An 18,498-nucleotide genomic window follows, 5' to 3' on the forward strand; every position below is an offset into this window, starting at 1 on the left:
GTGTCGGTTGTCGAAAATTAGGCCGCTCTACACTAAGCGATACAGCCCGAGGATTCCACTTCCGATGGATTAACGGGTATAGTGGCTACTATTGAAGTTGAAACAGAAGCAATGCCCTACGAAGCAACGGAAATTACACGGGAGTCATTATGACCTGGGAATACGGGCTGATTGGTTTAGTGATTGGCATTATTGTCGGCGCGGTAGCGATGCGTTTTGGCAACAAAAAGCTGCGTGAGCAGCGCAGCATGCAGTACGAACTGGAAAAATCCAAAGCGGAGCTGGCGGATTACCGCGAAGAGCTCACCAACCACTTTGCGCGCAGCGCAGAGTTGCTGGACAACATGGCGCGCGACTATCGCCAGCTGTATCAGCACATGGCGAAAGGGTCGAATGACCTGCTGCCAAATCTGCCGGGCGAGAAAAACCCGTTTGCTTACCAGCTGACGGAAGCCGAGGCCGATAACGACCAGGCGCCGGTGCAGATCCCGCGCGACTACTCTGAAGGCGCATCGGGCCTGCTGCGCAGCGGCGAGCGCACCACCCGCAGTTAATCCTTTTGGGGCACAGCATGGCTGTGCCCTTTTTGTTTTCCGAACGCTTATTACCAATAACTGTCACACTTCTTTTATCCCCCTTTTCGCAGCGAGAGCGTCATAGCAATGAAAAAACCAGCACGACTGTTAAGCGCATTAGCCTTGAGCATTGGGATGAGTCTGGCGGCGACGCCGGGTGCCATGGCCACGTTGCCGGCACAGATTCAGGGACAAGCACTGCCAAGCCTGGCACCGATGCTGGAAAAAGTGCTGCCGGCGGTGGTCAGCGTGCATGTCGAGGGCACCGACAGCGGTCAGCAGGGCCAGGATATTCCCGAGCCGCTGAAGCGCTTCTTTGGCCAGGCGCCCGGGCAGTCTCAGCCACAGCCGTTTGAAGGACTGGGTTCCGGCGTCATCATCGACGCGGCCAAAGGCTACATCCTGACCAACAACCACGTGGTAAACGGTGCGGATAAAATCAGCGTGCAGCTGAGCGATGGCAACGAATATGACGCAAAGCTGATTGGTCATGACGAGCAAACCGACATCGCACTGATTCAGGTAGAAGGCGCAAAAAACCTCACGCAGGTGAAAATTGCTGATTCTGACGCGCTGCAAGTGGGTGATTTCGCCGTGGCGATCGGCAACCCGTTCGGCCTCGGCCAGACGGCGACGTCCGGCATTATCTCGGCGCTGGGCCGCAGCGGGCTGAATCTGGAAGGGCTGGAGAACTTTATTCAGACCGATGCCGCCATCAACCGTGGTAACTCTGGCGGCGCGCTGGTGAACCTCAACGGTGAGCTGATCGGCATTAACACCGCCATTCTGGCGTCGAGCGGTGGCAATATTGGTATTGGCTTTGCCATCCCCAGCAACATGGCGATGAACCTGGCGCAGCAGCTGATTCAGTTCGGCGAAGTGAAGCGCGGTCAGCTCGGGATCAAAGGGACAGAAATGACCGCCGATATCGCGAAAGCGTTTAACGTCGATGCGCAGCGCGGAGCATTTGTCTCTGAAGTGCTGCCGAAGTCGGCGGCGGAACAGGCGGGCATCAAAGCGGGCGACATCATCACCGCCATTAACGATAAGCCAATCACCAGTTTTGCCGAGCTGCGGGTGAAAGTCGGCACCACGCCGCCAGGCCAGCAGGTGAAAATCGGTCTGCTGCGCGATGGCAAACCGCTGACGGTGACCGTAACGCTGGAACAGAGCGCGCAGAGCACCGCCAGCGCCCAGCTGATGTCGCCGGCGCTGCAGGGCGCCACGCTCAGTGACGGCAATACCAAAGCCGGCGATAAAGGGGTCAAAGTCGATACCATCGAAAAAGGCACGCCGGCAGAACAGGTTGGCCTGCAGAAAGACGATGTGATTGTCGGCGTCAACCGTACGCGGGTGCAGAGCCTCGCCGAGATGCGCAAAGTGCTGGAGGGCAAACCGCCGGTACTGGCGCTGAACGTGGTGCGCGGCGACGAGAGTATTTACCTGCTTCTGCGATAATCCTCGCAACGGGCGGACAAGCAGGTGTTTGTCCGCCCTTCTCGTGCTATTCTGCCCTGCGATCAACTCTTGCCTGAAATAACACCATGTTTCTTAAACTTTTACGTTCTGTGGTGATGGGCCTGATCGTGGCAGGTTTACTGCTTGTCGCGATCCCGGCGCTGCGAATGGGCAGCAACGTCACCTTTGATCACGACAGCAGCGCCGATCAAGCGCCCTTCAGTTTCAATCAGGGCGTGCGCCGTGCTGTGCCGGCGGTGGTCAACGTCTATAACCGCAGCGCGCACGGTAACAATAATCGCGGCATTACCACGCTCGGTTCCGGCGTCATCATGAACGCGAAAGGCTACATCCTCACCAACAAACATGTCATCAATAACGCTGACCAGATTATCGTCGCGCTGCAGGACGGACGCTTTTTTGAAGCGACGCTGGTGGGCTCCGACGCCATGACCGATCTGGCGGTGTTAAAAATCAGCGCCTCCAATCTGCCGGTAATTCCGATTAACGCCAAACGTGTCGCGCATATTGGTGATGTGGTGATGGCGATTGGCAACCCGTACAACCTCGGCCAGACGGTCACCCAGGGCATCATCAGCGCCACCGGCCGCATCGGTCTGAGCTCCTCCGGTCGGCAGAACTTCCTGCAAACCGATGCCTCGATCAACCAGGGGAACTCCGGCGGCGCACTGATTAACTCGCTGGGCGAGCTGATGGGCATCAACACGCTGACCTTCGACAAAAGCAACGACGGCGAAACTCCGGAAGGCATTGGTTTTGCCATTCCGACCGCGCTGGCGACCAAAATTATGGATAAGCTGATTCGCGATGGCCGGGTGATCCGCGGTTATATCGGTATTACCGGGCGCGAGCTGCCGCCGCTGCACGGTCAGGGCAGCAACCTCGATCGGGTGCAGGGCATTATTGTTAGTGAAGTGACGCCGGGCGGTCCGGCGGATCGCGCCGGCATTCAGGCCAACGATGTCCTGCTGCAGGTGAACGGTAAGCCGGCGCTGTCCGCGCAGGAGACCATGGACCAGGTGGCGGAAATCCGCCCGGGATCGGTGATTGATGTGCAGGTGCTGCGCAATGAGCAGAAGATGACGCTGCCGGTTACCATCCAGGAGTTTCCGGAAGCGGCCAATAATACCTCGCCGTAAACGCACCCGGCCGCGGACAGCGCCTTCGCTGAGCCGCGGCCGGGTGTGCAGAACCGCGGCGTAACTAACTGCGATCGACCGGGAAAGCGATCACCTCACTGAGCGCATCGGCCTTCAGCGCCAGCATAATCAGGCGATCGACGCCCAGCGCCACGCCGGAACAGGCCGGCATGCCGTGCGCCAGCGCATCCAGCAGGTAAGTATCAATCGGATGCTGTGGCAAACCGCGCGCGGCGCGACGACGATTATCCTGCTCAAAGCGCTGACGCTGTTCGCGGCTATCGGTCAGTTCGCGGAAACCGTTGGCCAGCTCCACGCCTTTGTAATAGACCTCAAAACGCTCTGCCACGCGGTGATCTTCGGTACTGATCTCCGCCAGCGCCGCCTGACTGGCCGGGAAGTGATAGACGAAGCACGGCTTATCGAGACCAATTTTCGGTTCCACGCCCAGCATAAACAGCAGCTGCAGCAGCGTGTCGCGATCGTCTTCGCGATTCGCCAGCTCGCCCTCACCCAGCTTTTCCGCCGCTTCGCGCAACTGCGCCTTGTCCGCCGACAGCGGATCGATCTCCAGATGACGGATAAACGCCTGCTGATACGATAGCGATTCGGCGCTGTCGCACTCCAGCACCTGCTGCAGCAGGTCGTCGACTTCATTCATCAGCCGATACATGTCGTAGTGCGGCCGATACCACTCCAGCATGGTGAATTCCGGATTATGGTGGCGCCCGGCCTCTTCATTACGGAAGCAGCGCCCCATCTGATAAATCGGGCCGCTGCCCGCCGCCAGCAGGCGCTTCATGTGATATTCCGGACTGGTCATCAGCCACAGATCGCGCCCGTCTGCCGCGCCAGGTCCGACAAAGCGCGTCTGGAATGGCACCAGGTGGATGTCGGTGATCGTCGCCTGGCTCATGGCAGGCGTATCCACTTCCAGTACGCCGCGATCGGCAAAGAAACGCCGGATTTCCGCCAGGATGGCGGCGCGTTTCAACAAATTGGCAATGGGTGCGCTCGGCTGCCAGCTTGCCGTTTCGCTCATGGTGATGACTCCTTATACAGACAAGGGGAGGAAGTCTACCCGTATTGCTGACGGCAAACAACGGCACCGCCGTCGCGGCAGGCAGTTTCAGAAATCACAGGTGCTGGCAGGACAACAGGAAGAAGAGAAAGCCGGTACGAAAGCAGGTTTCGCACCGGTTTTAGTTACTGCGCGCTGCGCTGAATTGCCTGACCGCCCGCTTCAACATCTTCGCCTACGCCACGCGTGGTGTTACAGGCTGAAAGCAGCGAGGAAAGCACCAGTACCGAGAAAATCGCGACAATACTTTTCTTTAACATAGCCATATCCTTGTTGGTTGCAGTAAAAGTACAGCTTTTAAAGCATAGACCGGATACGCCATGATGGCGGTTAAGCCGCTGAAAAAAGACGCGGTGCGGGGAAGAGCGCGGGAATAAAAAAGGCGCATCGATGATGCGCCTGATTTGACGATTATTTTACGCGGGAAACGTATTCGCCAGAGCGGGTGTCCACTTTTACCACTTCGCCAATCTGTACGAACAGTGGCACTTTGATCACGGCGCCGGTAGACAGCGTCGCTGGCTTGCCGCCGGTACCGGCAGTATCACCTTTCAGACCTGGGTCAGTTTCGGTGATTTCTGCTTCGATGAAGTTCGGTGGCTGAACGGCGATCGGTTTATCGTTCCACAGGGTTACGATACACTCGGCGTTGTCCTGCAGCCATTTTGTCACGTCGTCCAGTACCTTGGCTTCAACCTGATACTGTTCGAAGGTTTCCGGGTGCATGAAGTAGAAGAAGTCACCGTCGTTGTAGGAGTACTGCAGCGTCATGTCACGCACGTCTGCGCCTTCGGCGGAGTCGGTAGACTTGAAGGTTTTCTCAACGCGTGAACCGGTCAGCAGACGACGCATTTTAACACGTGCAAACGCCTGGCCTTTACCCGGCTTAACGAATTCACTGGATTCGATGGCATACGGTTCGCCTTCGAACATGATTTTAAGACCGGCACGAAAATCGTTGCTAAGATAAGTCGCCATAAAGGCCCTCTGTAGATATTAACTGGTAATAGCCAAAAAAATGGCACACATTGTAACCCTAAATCCCCCCGTCAGAGAAGATTGGTTGCAGCAACTTGCTGATGTTGTCACCGATCCTGCTGAATTACTGCAACTTTTAGCCCTCGAAAACCACGCAGATCTGGCAGCCGGGAGCGAAGCACGCCGTCTGTTCGCCCTGCGCGTACCGCGCGCCTTTATTCAGCGCATGCAGCGCGGCAATGCGCAGGACCCGCTGCTGCTGCAGGTGCTGACCAGCCGTCAGGAGTTTACCGATGCGCCGGGCTACAGCACCGATCCGCTCGATGAGCAGAGCAGCGTGGTGCCGGGCTTACTGCATAAGTATAGAAACCGCGCGCTGCTGCTGGTCAAGGGCGGCTGCGCGGTGAACTGTCGCTACTGCTTCCGCCGGCATTTCCCCTATCAGGATAATCAGGGCAACAAGCGCAACTGGCAGGCGGCGATTGATTACATTGCCGCCCATCCCGAGCTCGACGAGATCATCTTCTCCGGCGGCGATCCGCTGATGGCGAAAGATCAGGAGCTGGCGTGGCTGATTGGCGCGCTGGAAAACATTCCGCACCTGAAACGCCTGCGCATTCACAGCCGGCTGCCGGTAGTGATCCCGGCGCGCATTACCGAAGGGCTATGCCAGCTGCTGGCGGATACGCGTCTGCAGGTGCTGCTGGTCAGCCACATCAACCACGCGCAGGAGATTGACGAGGCGCTGCGCGAACGCATGCAGAGGCTGAAGCGCGCCGGCGTCACCCTGCTGAACCAGAGCGTGCTGCTGCGCGGCGTTAATGACGATGCGCAGACTCTGGCACAGCTCAGCAATGCGCTGTTTGATGCCGGCATCCTGCCCTACTATTTACATGTGCTGGATAAGGTGCAGGGGGCGGCGCACTTCTTTGTGCCGGATGAGCAGGCACGGGCGCTGGTGCGGCAGCTGCTGACCATGGTGTCGGGCTATATGGTGCCGAAGCTGGCGCGGGAAATAGGTGGTGAGCCGAGCAAAACGCCGCTGGATCTGCAGCTGCGTCAGGAGTGACGTTCCCTGCCAGCTGCCCGGTGCGCATGAATGCGCACCCTACAGTCGGCGCCATCACCGTAGTGTCGCCATTGATGGCGACCGTGCTGGAACTGTACTCAAAAACAAAAAAGCCGCTCTCGCGGCTTTTTTATTGCTGCTCTGCCATTACGGGCACTTATACACCTGACCCGACATTTTGCTGTCGAGCGGGGCAAAGGCAGACAGCAGGTTCTGCGTCGGGCTGGTGGCACCATAAATCACGTTGCCGCCCATCTCTGCTGCGCGGTTACGCAGGTCGTTGGCCGCGCCGCGCAGTGAACTGCCTTCACCGCCTGAGCCGGTCAGCCAGTTGCTCTGCGAACCGGTAACATTGCCCAGCAGCTGACATTGGCTGCCTGGCTGTTGATCAACAAAGGTGACACGTTCGCCGGCGGCACTCAGTTGGTTGGAGGTGCTACAGCCCGCCAGCAGTAAGGTACCGACTGCCAGTCCGAGCGAGAGGTTAATCCGCATTATAATCCCCATTTATTATCATCAGTGTCGGGCGGCAGCGTAGCAGAAAAGCGCACATTTTTTCTGAACATTCATTGCCCTAAACCCGCAAAGCCGAAGTATTGCGCCCTTACTTATACCTTGTTCGCCGGCAAAAGAAAAACCCCCGACCGTTTCCGATCGGGGGTTTCTCAACAGCTCAGACGTTCAGGGCAATTACATCATGCCGCCCATACCGCCCATGCCACCCATGCCGCCAGCGCCAGCACCTAAGTCAGGTGCGTCGCTTTTCGGCAGGTCGGTGACCATCGCTTCGGTGGTGATCATCAGACCGGCCACAGAAGATGCGTACTGCAGCGCAGAACGGGTCACTTTGGTTGGATCCAGGATACCGAAGTCGATCATGTTGCCGTACTCTTCGGTCTGTGCGTTGTAACCGTAGTTACCGTCGCCGGCTTTCACGTTGTTAGCAACCACAGATGGCTCTTCACCGGCGTTAGAAACGATCTGACGCAGTGGCGCTTCCATCGCACGCAGAGCAACCTTGATACCGACGTTCTGGTCTTCGTTCTGACCTTTCAGGCCAGATGCTGCGATTTTCGCCGCAACACGCACCAGCGCGACACCACCACCGGCAACCACGCCTTCTTCAACCGCAGCACGGGTAGCGTGCAGGGCATCTTCAACGCGTGCTTTCTTCTCTTTCATCTCAACTTCAGTCGCTGCGCCTACTTTCAGTACGGCTACACCGCCTGCCAGTTTTGCAACGCGCTCCTGCAGTTTCTCTTTGTCGTAGTCAGACGTCGCTTCTTCGATCTGCTGACGGATCTGCGTCACGCGGCCAGAGATTGCGCCCTGATCGCCCACACCATCGATGATGGTGGTGGTGTCTTTGTTGATCACCACGCGTTTTGCCTGACCCAGGTCTTCCAGCGTCGCTTTTTCCAGCTCCATACCGATCTCTTCAGAGATCACGGTACCGCCGGTCAGGATAGCAATATCCTGCAGCATCGCTTTACGACGGTCGCCGAAGCCCGGTGCTTTCACCGCAGCCACTTTCACGATACCGCGCATGGTGTTGACCACCAGCGTAGCCAGCGCTTCGCCTTCCACGTCTTCTGCGATGATCAGCAGTGGTTTGCCGGCTTTCGCCACAGCTTCCAGCACTGGCAGCATTTCGCGGATGTTAGAGATTTTCTTGTCAGCCAGCAGGATGAATGGGCTTTCCAGCTCCACTGCACCGGTTTCTGGCTTGTTGATGAAGTACGGAGACAGGTAGCCACGGTCAAACTGCATACCTTCAACCACGTCCAGCTCGTCCTGCAGACCGGTGCCTTCTTCAACGGTGATCACGCCTTCTTTACCCACTTTGTCCATCGCCTGAGCGATCAGGGTACCGACGCTTTCATCGGAGTTGGCAGAAATGGTACCTACCTGCGCGATAGCGCGGGAATCCTGGCATGGTACAGACAGGGTTTTCAGCTCTTCAACGGCTGCTGCAACGGCTTTATCGATACCGCGCTTCAGATCCATTGGGTTCATGCCCGCCGCGACGGCTTTCAGGCCTTCGTTGACGATAGCCTGTGCCAGAACGGTAGCGGTGGTGGTGCCGTCGCCTGCTGCGTCGTTAGCTTTAGAAGCGACTTCTTTCACCATCTGCGCACCCATGTTCTCGAACTTGTCTTCCAGCTCGATTTCACGTGCCACAGAAACACCATCTTTAGTGATGGTCGGTGCACCAAAAGATTTATCCAGAACCACGTTACGGCCTTTCGGGCCCAGGGTAACTTTTACTGCATCTGCCAGTACGTTCACGCCACGCAGCATTTTTACGCGTGCGTCATTACCGAATTTTACGTCTTTAGCTGCCATTTCAAATATCCCTTAAATTCGTTTCGTTCAGTGAATTACGCGTAAATTACGCTTCAACAATCGCCAGAATGTCGCTTTCAGAGATGATCAGAACTTCTTCGTTGTCGATTTTCTCAGTCTTGGCACCGTAGCCTTCGCTGAAAATCACCAGATCACCCACTTTCACGTCCAGCGGCTTCACGTCGCCGTTTTCCAGGATGCGGCCATTGCCAACAGCCAGTACTTCACCGCGGGTTGATTTGCCTGCTGCAGAGCCGGTCAGAACGATACCGCCAGCAGATTTGGCTTCAACTTCTTTACGCTTGACGATAACGCGATCGTGCAACGGACGAATTTTCATTTGATAGCTCTCCTTTGAGAAGTCCAATCATTCATTTTTGGGTTGAACGCCGGGCTTGAGGGTTCCGGCCTCGTGGAGAGAGAGATAGGGGCAGAAAAGGGGCTTTCAAGGGCAAAAAAATAAAAAATTTTCGTTTGCGTAACAGATGACGAAAAAGACAGCAAAAAGGGCGGCTTACGCCGCCCCGCTTACATTCAGCGATCTTTATCGTGACCGATACGATCCTGATCTTTGCGCTCAAACTCGCCGTCCATGGTGACGCCGCTATCCGGGCCCTGCCCCGGGCCGCGCCATACGCGCAGGTGCGGCATCAGCTTCAGCGTCAGGTGTTTCTGCACCGGCGGCAGCAGCAGCAGCAGGCCGAGGAAATCGGTGAAGAAGCCCGGCAACAGCAGCAGAAAACCGGCGATGATCAGCGACACGCTTTTGATCATCTCCGCCGCCGGGCTCTCGTTACGCGCCAGCTTCTCCTGCATCAGCATAAAGTTCTTCATGCCCTGGTTTTTCACCAGCGACACACCAATGCACGAGGTAAAAATCACCAGCAGCATGGTCAGCAGCACGCCGAGCGCGTGCGCCACCTGGATGAAAATCGAGATCTCAATCCAGGCCAGAACAAAAAAAATCACTAACGGTAACCAGCGCACCGATATCTCCTGTGAGTCGTGCCGCCACGCAGCGTGCGGAGCAGCAAAATTGAAGGGTCAGCATGACCATAACGTATGAGATGGGCACGCGGCCGGGGAAATTCAACCGCCGCTATTAAATTTATGCCACTGACTTAAAATTGCGAAGTACATCACATATCGTTATTACCGCTGGGCCAGCAAATGTCCGTAAAGTGATCTGTGCACAAGCATTTCTGCAGTGACAGAATATGATCGTGCTCGCCAGCCCGAAGATGGATAAAATGTCGGCACTGGTATTCCACGACAATATAATTGCTTCACCTGCACGTTATTCGCCGCCCATCCATTCCGGATGCCCGGCAGTAACACAGCAGCAATAATAAGAAGGTAATCATGGCGAACAACATTCGTATCGAAGAAGACCTGTTAGGCATGCGTGAAGTTCCGGCAGATGCCTATTACGGTGTTCATACTCTGCGTGCGATTGAGAACTTCTATATCAGTAACAGTAAGATCAGCGACATCCCTGAGTTTGTTCGCGGCATGGTGATGGTGAAAAAAGCCGCCGCGCTCGCCAACAAAGAGCTGCAAACCATCCCCCGCCACATCGCCAACACCATCATTCAGGCCTGTGATGAAGTGCTGAACAACGGTAAGTGCATGGACCAGTTCCCGGTTGATGTCTATCAGGGCGGCGCGGGCACCTCGGTCAATATGAACACCAACGAGGTGCTGGCTAACATCGGTCTGGAACTGATGGGTCACCAGAAAGGTGAATATCAGTACCTCAACCCAAATGATCACGTGAATAAGTGTCAGTCCACTAACGACGCTTATCCTACCGGTTTCCGCATTGCGGTTTACGCCTCGATCCTCAAACTGCTCGACGCGATTGGCCAGCTGAGCGAAGGTTTTCAGCGCAAAGCGGTGGAGTTTGAAAACATCCTGAAGATGGGCCGCACCCAGCTGCAGGACGCGGTGCCGATGTCGCTCGGTCAGGAGTTCCACGCGTTTAACGTACTGCTGAACGAAGAGACGCGCAGCATTCTGCGCACCGCCGAACTGCTGCTGGAGGTTAACCTCGGCGCCACGGCGATCGGCACCCGCCTCAACACGCCGGACGGCTACCAGCAGCTGGCGGTACAGCGCCTGGCGGAAGTCAGCAACCTGCCGGTGGTGCCCGCCGAAGATCTGATTGAAGCCACCTCAGACTGTGGCGCTTATGTCATGGTGCACTCAGCGCTGAAGCGCCTGGCGGTGAAACTGTCGAAAATCTGTAACGACCTGCGCCTGCTGTCATCCGGTCCGCGCGCCGGCCTGAACGAAATCAACCTGCCGGAACTGCAGGCCGGTTCTTCGATCATGCCTGCGAAAGTTAACCCGGTGGTTCCGGAAGTAGTCAATCAGGTGTGCTTCAAAGTGATTGGCAACGACACCACGGTGACCATGGCTTCTGAAGCCGGTCAGCTGCAGCTCAACGTGATGGAACCGGTGATTGGCCAGGCGCTGTTTGAGTCGATCAGCATCCTGACTAACGCCTGCTACAACCTGCTGGAAAAATGCGTTAACGGCATCACCGCCAACAAAGCGGTCTGTGAAGCCTACGTGTTCAACTCCATCGGTATCGTCACTTACCTCAACCCGTACATCGGCCATCACAACGGCGATATCGTCGGGAAAATCTGTGCTGAAACCGGTAAGAGCGTACGCGAAGTGGTGCTGGAACGCGGTCTGCTGACCGAAGCCGAGCTGGACGATATTTTCTCCATTCAGAACCTGATGCACCCGGAATACAAAGCCAAACGCTACACCGACGAAAACGAACAGTAATCCGTTCCGGATCAAGTCGTCTGAAGCACGCCTGTATACAATACGGCGTGCTTTTTTATTTTGACGTCTATAACTAAAGTGGCTGCGTGTTGCGGCACTTCAGGGAGTGAAACTATGGTAGTGGTGGAATTGCTCATCGTCCTGCTGGCGATCTGGCTGGGTGCGCGCCTCGGCGGCATCGGCATTGGCTTTGCCGGCGGTTTAGGCGTGCTGGTGCTGACGCTGGTTTGCGGCATGAAACCCGGCGCGATCCCGTTTGATGTCATCGAGATCATTATGGCGGTGATTGCGGCCATCGCCGCGATGCAGGTGGCTGGCGGCATGGATTATCTGGTCGGGCTGGCGGAACGCCTGCTGCGCCGCCATCCGCGCTATGTCACGTTCCTTGCGCCGCTGGTGACCTATGCGATGACGCTTCTGGCGGGTACCGGGCACACCGCTTTTTCTACCCTGCCGGTGATTGCGGAAGTGGCCAAAGAGCAAGGCGTACGCCCTTCGCGCCCGCTGTCGATAGCCGTAGTGGCGTCGCAAATCGCCATCACCGCCTCGCCGCTTTCAGCCGCGGTGGTATTTTTTGCCTCGATTCTTGAACCGCGCGGCGTCAGTTATCTGGCGCTGCTCGGCGTCGCGCTGCCTGCCACCATGCTGGCCATTTTCTGTGCCGCCGTGATCACCAACTTTCTCGGCAAAGAACTCAAAGAAGATGACGTCTATCAGGCGCGCCTGGCGAAAGGTGAAGTGACGCTGCGCGGTGAGCAGGTTTATCACATCAAGCCGGGAGCCAGACGCGCGGTGCTGCTGTTCCTGATCGGTATTGCGGCGGTGGTGCTGTACGCGACGGCAATCAGCGACAGCGTGGGCCTGATCAGCAATCCGGTGCTGCCGCGTAACGAAGCCATTGTGGTGTTTATGCTGACGGTTGCTACGCTGATTTGCCTGACCTGCAAAGTGGAAACCGGTGAAATTCTCAGTGCCAGCACGTTTAAATCCGGCATGAGCGCCTGTATCTGCGTGATGGGCGTCGCCTGGCTGGGCGATACCTTTGTCAAGGCGTACCTGAGCGACATCCAGACGCTGGCCGGCGACATGCTGCAGAGCTATCCGTGGATGCTGGCGCTGGTGCTGTTCTTTGCTGCCACGCTGCTCTACTCGCAGGCGGCCACCACCAAAGCGCTGATGCCGGCGGCACTGATGCTCGGCGTGTCGCCGCTGGCGGCGGTCGCCTCCTTCGCCGCGGTGTCCGCGCTGTTCGTGCTGCCCACCTACCCGACGCTGCTGGCCGCGGTGGAGATGGACGACACCGGCTCGACCCGCATTGGTAAGTACGTGTTCAACCACTCGTTTATCATTCCCGGCGTACTGGCAATCACCTTCTCGGTGGCGTTTGGCTTCCTGTTCGGTAGCCTGATTCTGTAGCGTCGTGGTTACATCCTGAAAACCTCGTGGCGAATGAGCCGTGTTATTATCGCGGCTCATTCGCCACCGGAGCTGATTAATTCGTCATGGCTGCTCGATTTTCCCGCCTGTTAAGCCTGTGCCTGGCGCTGCTGTTTTGCCTGTCGGCGCAGGCCAGCCTGTTCTCGCCCACCACCAACAACCGCTTTGTGCCGGTCGATCAGGCCTTTGGCTTTGATTTCAGCCAGCAGGGCCATCAGCTGACGCTGAGCTGGAAAGTGAAGGACGGCTATTACCTCTATCGCCAGCAATTCCACATCAGCGCGCAACACGCGCAGCTGGCGCCGGTCACGCTGCCGCCGGGCCAGCCGCACGAAGATGAGTTTTACGGCAAGAGCGAAATCTATCCGCAGGACGTACAGCTGCCGATCACCCTGCGCCAGGCCGATGCCGGTGCAACGCTCAGCGTGACCTATCAGGGCTGCGCCGCGGCCGGTTTCTGCTATCCGCCGGAGACCCGCTCGGTGCCGCTGACGGCGATGGCTGCCGATAGCGCCGCGCCGGCAATCGCGGCATCACCGGCCGCTGACCGCACGCCGCTGCCGTTTTCGCCGCTGTGGGCGCTGCTGATTGGCATCGGCGTGGCCTTTACGCCATGCGTGCTGCCGATGTATCCGCTGATCTCCGGCATCATTCTTGGTGGTCAGCGCCGCTACTCGCTGGGCCGGCTGTTCGCCCTCGCACTGGTCTACGTGCAGGGTATGGCGCTGACTTACACCCTGCTCGGTATGGTGGTGGCTGCGGCGGGCCTGCGTTTCCAGGCTGCGCTGCAGCATCCTTACGTGTTGATCGGCCTCTCCGTGCTGTTTGTGCTGCTGGCGCTGTCGATGTTTGGCCTGTTCACGCTGCAGCTGCCTGCCAGCCTCCAGACGCGTCTGACGCTGTGGAGCAACCGTCAGCAAGGCGGATCGCTGGCGGGCGTGTTTATGATGGGCGCGCTGGCAGGCCTGATCTGCTCACCCTGCACCACCGCGCCGCTCAGCGCTATCCTGCTGTATATCGCGCAGAGCGGTAATCTGTGGGCCGGTGCCGGCACGCTGTGGCTGTACGCCTTCGGCATGGGACTGCCGCTGATTGCTGTAACGATGTTCGGCAACCGGCTGCTGCCGAAAAGCGGGCCGTGGATGCAGAGCGTGAAAGAGGGTTGTGGCTTTGTGATTCTGGCGCTGCCGGTGTTTCTGCTGGAGCGCGTGCTGGGCGATATCTGGGGACTGCGGCTGTGGAGTCTGCTCGGCGTGGCATTTTTTGCCTGGGCGTTCAGCCTGAGTCTCAGCGCGCGCGGCACAGCGCGCGTGCTGCCGATCATCATGCTGGCGGCCGCGCTGGTGGTGGCGCGCCCGCTGCAGGACTGGGCATTTGGCAGCAGCAGTACGCAAAGCGTCGCGCACCTGCCGTTTCAGCGCATCAGCAGCAGCCAGCAGCTGGATAGCGCATTACAGCAGGCGCAGGGCCGTATCACTATGGTCGATCTCTATGCCGACTGGTGCGTGGCCTGCAAAGAGTTTGAAAAATACACCTTCAGCGATGACGGCGTACGCAGTGCCCTGAGCAACGTGCAGCTGCTACAGGCTAACGTGACAGCCAACAACGCGCAGGATAACGCGCTGCTGCAGCATCTGCAGGTGCTTGGCCTGCCGACCATCCTGTTCTTTGATGCGCAGGGCAAAGAGATTGCCGATTCACGCGTCACCGGATTCCTTAACGCCGCGGATTTCCGCGCCCATTTGCACAATCTGCCGCGTTAAACGAAACTGGTTGCACGACACTGCCCGGGCGTACGCGCCCGGGCCCGCATTCCGGAGGAGAGTCTTTTGCAACGCGAACAGATCCTTGAGCATGCGCTGAATGTGCTCGAACAGAGCGGCCTGGCCGCGACCACCTCGCTGCAGCAGCTGGCTGGCGAAAGCGGCCTCACCAGCGATCAGCTGGAGCGCTACTGGCCCGATCGCGATGCCCTGCTGTATGACGCGCTGCGCTTTCACGGCCAGCAGATCGACAGCTGGCGCCGCCAGGTGCAACTGGATGAGCGTTTCAGTGCGGCACAAAAGCTGCTGGCGCGTTACGACGTGCTGGCAGAGCACGTCAGTAAAGGCCGCTTTCCCGGCTGTCTGTTTATTGCCGCCTGCAGTTTCTATCCCCAGCCGGATCAACCGGTGCACCAGCTTGCCGAACAGCAGAAGCGCAGTTCCTGGCAGTTCACCCATGAAATCCTCGTCGACCTGGCGCTGGACAACCCCAGCATGGTGGCCGATCAGATGGAGCTGATCCTCGAAGGCTGTCTGAGTAAGCTGCTGGTGAAACGCAACGTGCAGGATGTCGCTACCGCGCGGCGTCTGGCTGAAGATGTGCTGAGCATCGCGCTATGCCGGCAAAACGGCGCGCTGGCGTAGGCTTTTTGTTCAGTCTGCCTGAAAAGCAGGCAATCAGTCACGATTGCTACGCTTTTTTTACGAAACCCGTTGACGGCTGTGAGCCATTAGGGTTTAATGCGCCCCGTTGCCCGGATAGCTCAGTCGGTAGAGCAGGGGATTGAAAATCCCCGTGTCGGTGGTTCGATTCCGCCTCCGGGCACCACTCTTCAGAGCCTGTTCGTTAGGTGTTGAGATCCTTAACGGGCATGACAGTGGTCCCCAGCATGATGTTGGTAGTTTGCTTACCGCACCATTGTTGAACATGGGACTTAAAGTCCGGAGGATGTTCGTGCATCCTCTGGACTTCTCAAATCCTTAAAAAATACTTCAGCATCGTATTTACCTTTAGAAATGTTTTCTGTCAATCTTTTGTAAAGGTTTGCCTCCCTTTTTTCCTCTATAAGAATCATATCGTTAAAATTTGACTTAAGATTACTCTTAGGTCACTTCCAGCTGTTCGAGAACGATCCTGACCTTGTTAATGTCGCTCTCTACGTATTGCAGAGTGACTGCAGGCGTTGAATGGCCCAGAAGATCCTGAGCCATTTTCAGGTTTCTGTCAGGCATACTCATCAGATTTGTAGCTATTGTGTGCCGGAATCGATGAGGGCTCACAACAAAACCACATTCATTTGAAAGCCGGCGAAAAAATGCACGCAATGGTGGATTATCCATGTTTTCACTTGTCTCATTTCTGCGGCCATCAAATCGGGATAAATTGAAAAGCTGATCCTCCATCTTTGCTCCTCTTTCCAGAGAACGGTTATAAAGCATTTCTAATCTTGGTCTCAGATGACGCGTGATCGGAACAAGATGCTCGCGATGGTTTTTTGCTCCTTCCGGTCGAAGGCTTATCCAGTTATGCATAAAATTAACGTCACACAATCGTATATGCAGAAGCTGATTCTGCCTCATACCTGTCCTTCGTAAAGCATCCAGCACGGTAAGCCAGAACCATGCAGGTCTCAATGCCGACCTGTGGTTATAGTTTTTACCATACTGTTCATCCGCCTCCCTGGCCTCCATTAAAAGATATATTTTATTAATCTGGATATCAGTTAGGGTTTTCTTTCGCTTTACATCTGGCCGTGCAATCTTGCCATTAAAGGGATTTTTGGTTGCCGAAATATAACGTTCCTCTATTGCAAAGTTGAACAATGCTCTCATGTGTGTGAGCTTATTGTTCCATGTGGTTTTTGTTAGACCCTCCACATTAATCACATGTCTGCGCCAGTTTAAAACCAACCTGTCATCAACATCAGCAGGAGATATGGCTGCTCCAGCAAAGTTCAGGAAAGTCTTTAATACTTTTCTGTAACTCCATTCAGTTGCAACTCGAAGAGTTTTACTAAAAAAATATCCTTCAAGAAGTTCATCAAATGAACACGAATCTTTCATTTTGACCTCAATTTTATAAATGATCCCCAACCAGTCATTTCCTGGCTGAAAGCCATGTGCTGTCCGAAGGACAGCTCCCTTTTTTAAATAAAATGTCGGCATTAATCATATAGCCTGACACTTTTGTAAAACGACCACTCTTATCCAGAGTATCGTATTGATGGTAATGAAATAACCCCTTACCATTTCGTGAATGGTGTACGTTCAGTGCCTCAAAACTTTTTTGTAGTCTGGCCTTATCCGTATCGCTGCCTCCTGCAGTCGTGGTGTAACGGTAAAAACAGGCCGGTGAGACCACAAAAACAAACTGCGCCAGAACGTGAAGCAGACTGTCCTTTTGATTTACGCTCAGCCTGCCGTCCTCAATGCTGTCCCTAATCCACTCAAGAAAGAGCACACCGGATTCTTCTCCCTTATCTTTCCTGTTTTCATCGGAATGAAACACCTCAGTTGTAATTGGCGTGGCTGGACGATTATCCGAAGAAGAATTATCCAATGCCGTAGCAGTTTTCCCTTCAGCCATTAAATCAAGCAATGACAGGAGATTCTCCGTATAGCCCTGCGTCTGCTCTTCTTCTCCCTTACTGATGGCGTTTTCTGCAGAAAGCAGGGCTTCCTCTACTGTGAGTGCGGATTCCAGCACCAATGAAGGAGCAGGCGGGACAATCTTCTCAGGCGACAACTCACTTTCCTGAGCAGAACTGTAGTCCAAAAATACATTTTTGATTGGCACTAAAATACCTTCAGCATTATCGAGACTGGACAATGAGTTAGGTTTTACTTCATATAATTTCGGGGGGGTATGGTCTGTTACAGATGTTATATTAACCAGAGAGGCCTGCTGCGGTTTTTGCCCGGACATTACGGTCTCATTTGAAAGACAGCAACTGCTCAGGGCATCGTTCACAATACTGGTTAGTGTCCCGGCTTCGGCACGGCGTCCCGACAGAAAGAGCAGGAGTGTATCAGACAGAGCGGGCCAGCGCTGAAGCCACAACAGGGCCGTCTCAGGCAATAGTCTTAGCGCCACAAATACGCAGTTCATCTCGCCTGAGGGTTCAGTGGTCTGCCTGACCCGCCACTGATCTCCGGGCACGCTCAGGCCGGGATACCAGACCCGACCGTTCTTCAGAGCCCCCTCCACCTGCATCAGCCAGGGCAGATGATGGAACAGCCCGGCCCAGTATGCCGCACAGACCCAGCCGGGCGTTTGCTCAGCCTGTTCTTCAGGCGTGGCGCCTGCTGGCAGCATCATGCCGCGGACCAGCCTGACCGCACGCGCGGCCACGTTCAGGCTTAGTTCATTAAAACCTCCGGGACCAGAGTACGGGCCGGACCAGGCAGCCGGGCAGGCCTGCACCCGTGCCGCCATCTCCTCCAGAGGCCTGAGCCACCAGGCTTCAGTGACTTCCTTTGAAAGCGGACTGTTTTCTGTCAGCACCCGGATAAGACGACGGTACTCGTTTGTCTGAAGCTGCGCACTGCCCGTCAGAGCTGGGTGCCAGCTACCATCAGCAACAGGCCGGGGGGATGTGTCGCCCTTAGATAGTCCCTCTACGTGCTGGTTTTCCTGTCTGCCCCTGCCTGTTAACCAGTTAAGTCCAATCACCGTCACCTCCGCCGTAATATGCCTGCTGAATATGACGCTAAGCTAAAAGCTCTCCGGACAATTTCAACCGGAAACCCGTAACCGTCTCTGACAGAAATCCTGCTTGTTAAAATGTTCAGAAGTGGTTTCAGATTTTCAGGGTGATCTGGTAACACCGTG

General features: G+C 56.1%; 17 protein-coding genes and 1 tRNA gene. 9 read left to right on the plus strand and 9 right to left on the minus strand.

Going from position 1 to position 18,498, the window contains the following annotated elements:
• The first annotated feature begins 149 nt into the window (after window positions 1-149).
• From zapG to degS, 3 genes are all read left to right on the plus strand, one after another.
• Window positions 150-554, plus strand: a complete 405-nt coding sequence (gene zapG / locus ABVR31_RS16615) for a Z-ring associated protein ZapG (RefSeq protein ID WP_021507757.1) — start codon at window positions 150-152, stop codon at window positions 552-554.
• A 108-nt stretch (window positions 555-662) separates the two neighbouring features.
• Window positions 663-2,033, plus strand: coding sequence for a serine endoprotease DegQ (gene degQ / locus ABVR31_RS16620; protein ID WP_088516008.1), 1,371 nt, complete (start codon window positions 663-665; stop codon window positions 2,031-2,033).
• Between the two features lie 86 nt (window positions 2,034-2,119).
• Window positions 2,120-3,193 (plus strand): outer membrane-stress sensor serine endopeptidase DegS, encoded by a 1,074-nt coding sequence (gene degS / locus ABVR31_RS16625; RefSeq protein ID WP_150059174.1) that lies wholly within the window; start codon window positions 2,120-2,122, stop codon window positions 3,191-3,193.
• A gap of 64 nt (window positions 3,194-3,257) precedes the next feature.
• On the opposite strand, the gene epmA is transcribed toward degS, so the two are convergent.
• The 3 genes from epmA to efp all read right to left on the minus strand — a co-directional run bounded on the left by epmA (window position 3,258) and on the right by efp (window position 5,252).
• Window positions 3,258-4,235, minus strand: coding sequence for an elongation factor P--(R)-beta-lysine ligase (gene epmA, locus ABVR31_RS16630; RefSeq protein ID WP_021507760.1), 978 nt, complete (start codon window positions 4,233-4,235; stop codon window positions 3,258-3,260).
• A 164-nt stretch (window positions 4,236-4,399) separates the two neighbouring features.
• Entirely contained in the window at window positions 4,400-4,534 is a 135-nt protein-coding gene (locus ABVR31_RS16635) for an entericidin A/B family lipoprotein (RefSeq protein WP_031279745.1), read from the minus strand.
• Between the two features lie 151 nt (window positions 4,535-4,685).
• Entirely contained in the window at window positions 4,686-5,252 is a 567-nt protein-coding gene (efp, locus tag ABVR31_RS16640) for an elongation factor P (RefSeq protein WP_021507762.1), read from the minus strand.
• 40 nt (window positions 5,253-5,292) lie between these two features.
• Between efp and epmB the strand changes: the two genes are divergently transcribed.
• Window positions 5,293-6,321 carry an EF-P beta-lysylation protein EpmB gene (gene epmB, locus ABVR31_RS16645; protein WP_058759602.1) on the plus strand — a complete coding sequence of 343 codons (1,029 nt, stop codon included), beginning with the start codon at window positions 5,293-5,295 and terminating at the stop codon, window positions 6,319-6,321.
• A 147-nt stretch (window positions 6,322-6,468) separates the two neighbouring features.
• Here the strand turns inward: epmB and ABVR31_RS16650 are convergent, their stop codons facing one another.
• The 4 genes from ABVR31_RS16650 to ABVR31_RS16665 all read right to left on the minus strand — a co-directional run bounded on the left by ABVR31_RS16650 (window position 6,469) and on the right by ABVR31_RS16665 (window position 9,654).
• Window positions 6,469-6,816, minus strand: a complete 348-nt coding sequence (locus tag ABVR31_RS16650; protein WP_021507764.1) for a DUF4156 domain-containing protein — start codon at window positions 6,814-6,816, stop codon at window positions 6,469-6,471.
• 195 nt (window positions 6,817-7,011) lie between these two features.
• Window positions 7,012-8,667: a chaperonin GroEL gene (gene groL, locus ABVR31_RS16655; RefSeq protein ID WP_058759603.1), complete on the minus strand. Its 1,656-nt coding sequence runs from the start codon at window positions 8,665-8,667 to the stop codon at window positions 7,012-7,014.
• Window positions 8,668-8,713: 46 nt separating this feature from the next.
• Entirely contained in the window at window positions 8,714-9,007 is a 294-nt protein-coding gene (locus ABVR31_RS16660; protein WP_021507766.1) for a co-chaperone GroES, read from the minus strand.
• A 194-nt stretch (window positions 9,008-9,201) separates the two neighbouring features.
• Window positions 9,202-9,654, minus strand: a complete 453-nt coding sequence (locus ABVR31_RS16665; RefSeq protein WP_021507767.1) for an FxsA family protein — start codon at window positions 9,652-9,654, stop codon at window positions 9,202-9,204.
• Between the two features lie 375 nt (window positions 9,655-10,029).
• Here ABVR31_RS16665 and aspA point away from each other — a divergent pair, with 375 nt between their 5' ends.
• The 5 genes from aspA (at window position 10,030) to ABVR31_RS16690 (ending at window position 15,495) form a co-directional block, all read left to right on the plus strand.
• Window positions 10,030-11,466: an aspartate ammonia-lyase gene (gene aspA / locus ABVR31_RS16670; protein ID WP_021507768.1), complete on the plus strand. Its 1,437-nt coding sequence runs from the start codon at window positions 10,030-10,032 to the stop codon at window positions 11,464-11,466.
• Between the two features lie 114 nt (window positions 11,467-11,580).
• Window positions 11,581-12,882 (plus strand): anaerobic C4-dicarboxylate transporter, encoded by a 1,302-nt coding sequence (locus ABVR31_RS16675; RefSeq protein WP_372773524.1) that lies wholly within the window; start codon window positions 11,581-11,583, stop codon window positions 12,880-12,882.
• Window positions 12,883-12,968: 86 nt separating this feature from the next.
• Window positions 12,969-14,666 (plus strand): protein-disulfide reductase DsbD, encoded by a 1,698-nt coding sequence (locus ABVR31_RS16680; protein ID WP_372773526.1) that lies wholly within the window; start codon window positions 12,969-12,971, stop codon window positions 14,664-14,666.
• A gap of 66 nt (window positions 14,667-14,732) precedes the next feature.
• Complete coding sequence (locus tag ABVR31_RS16685; protein WP_372773528.1) at window positions 14,733-15,311, plus strand: transcriptional regulator; 579 nt, start codon at window positions 14,733-14,735, stop codon at window positions 15,309-15,311.
• Between the two features lie 108 nt (window positions 15,312-15,419).
• Window positions 15,420-15,495 (plus strand) — tRNA-Phe (locus tag ABVR31_RS16690).
• Window positions 15,496-15,770: 275 nt separating this feature from the next.
• Here ABVR31_RS16690 and ABVR31_RS16695 read toward each other — a convergent pair.
• The gene (locus ABVR31_RS16695) at window positions 15,771-16,730 is read right to left on the minus strand and encodes a tyrosine-type recombinase/integrase (protein WP_372774072.1); all 960 of its coding nucleotides are present in this window, start codon (window positions 16,728-16,730) and stop codon (window positions 15,771-15,773) included.
• 34 nt (window positions 16,731-16,764) lie between these two features.
• Window positions 16,765-18,339, minus strand: a complete 1,575-nt coding sequence (locus tag ABVR31_RS16700) for a TraI domain-containing protein (RefSeq protein WP_372773530.1) — start codon at window positions 18,337-18,339, stop codon at window positions 16,765-16,767.
• Window positions 18,340-18,498 lie beyond the last annotated feature (159 nt).

Source organism: Pantoea sp. WEP, from assembly GCF_041678305.1.
Lineage (GTDB): Bacteria > Pseudomonadota > Gammaproteobacteria > Enterobacterales > Enterobacteriaceae > Pantoea > Pantoea dispersa.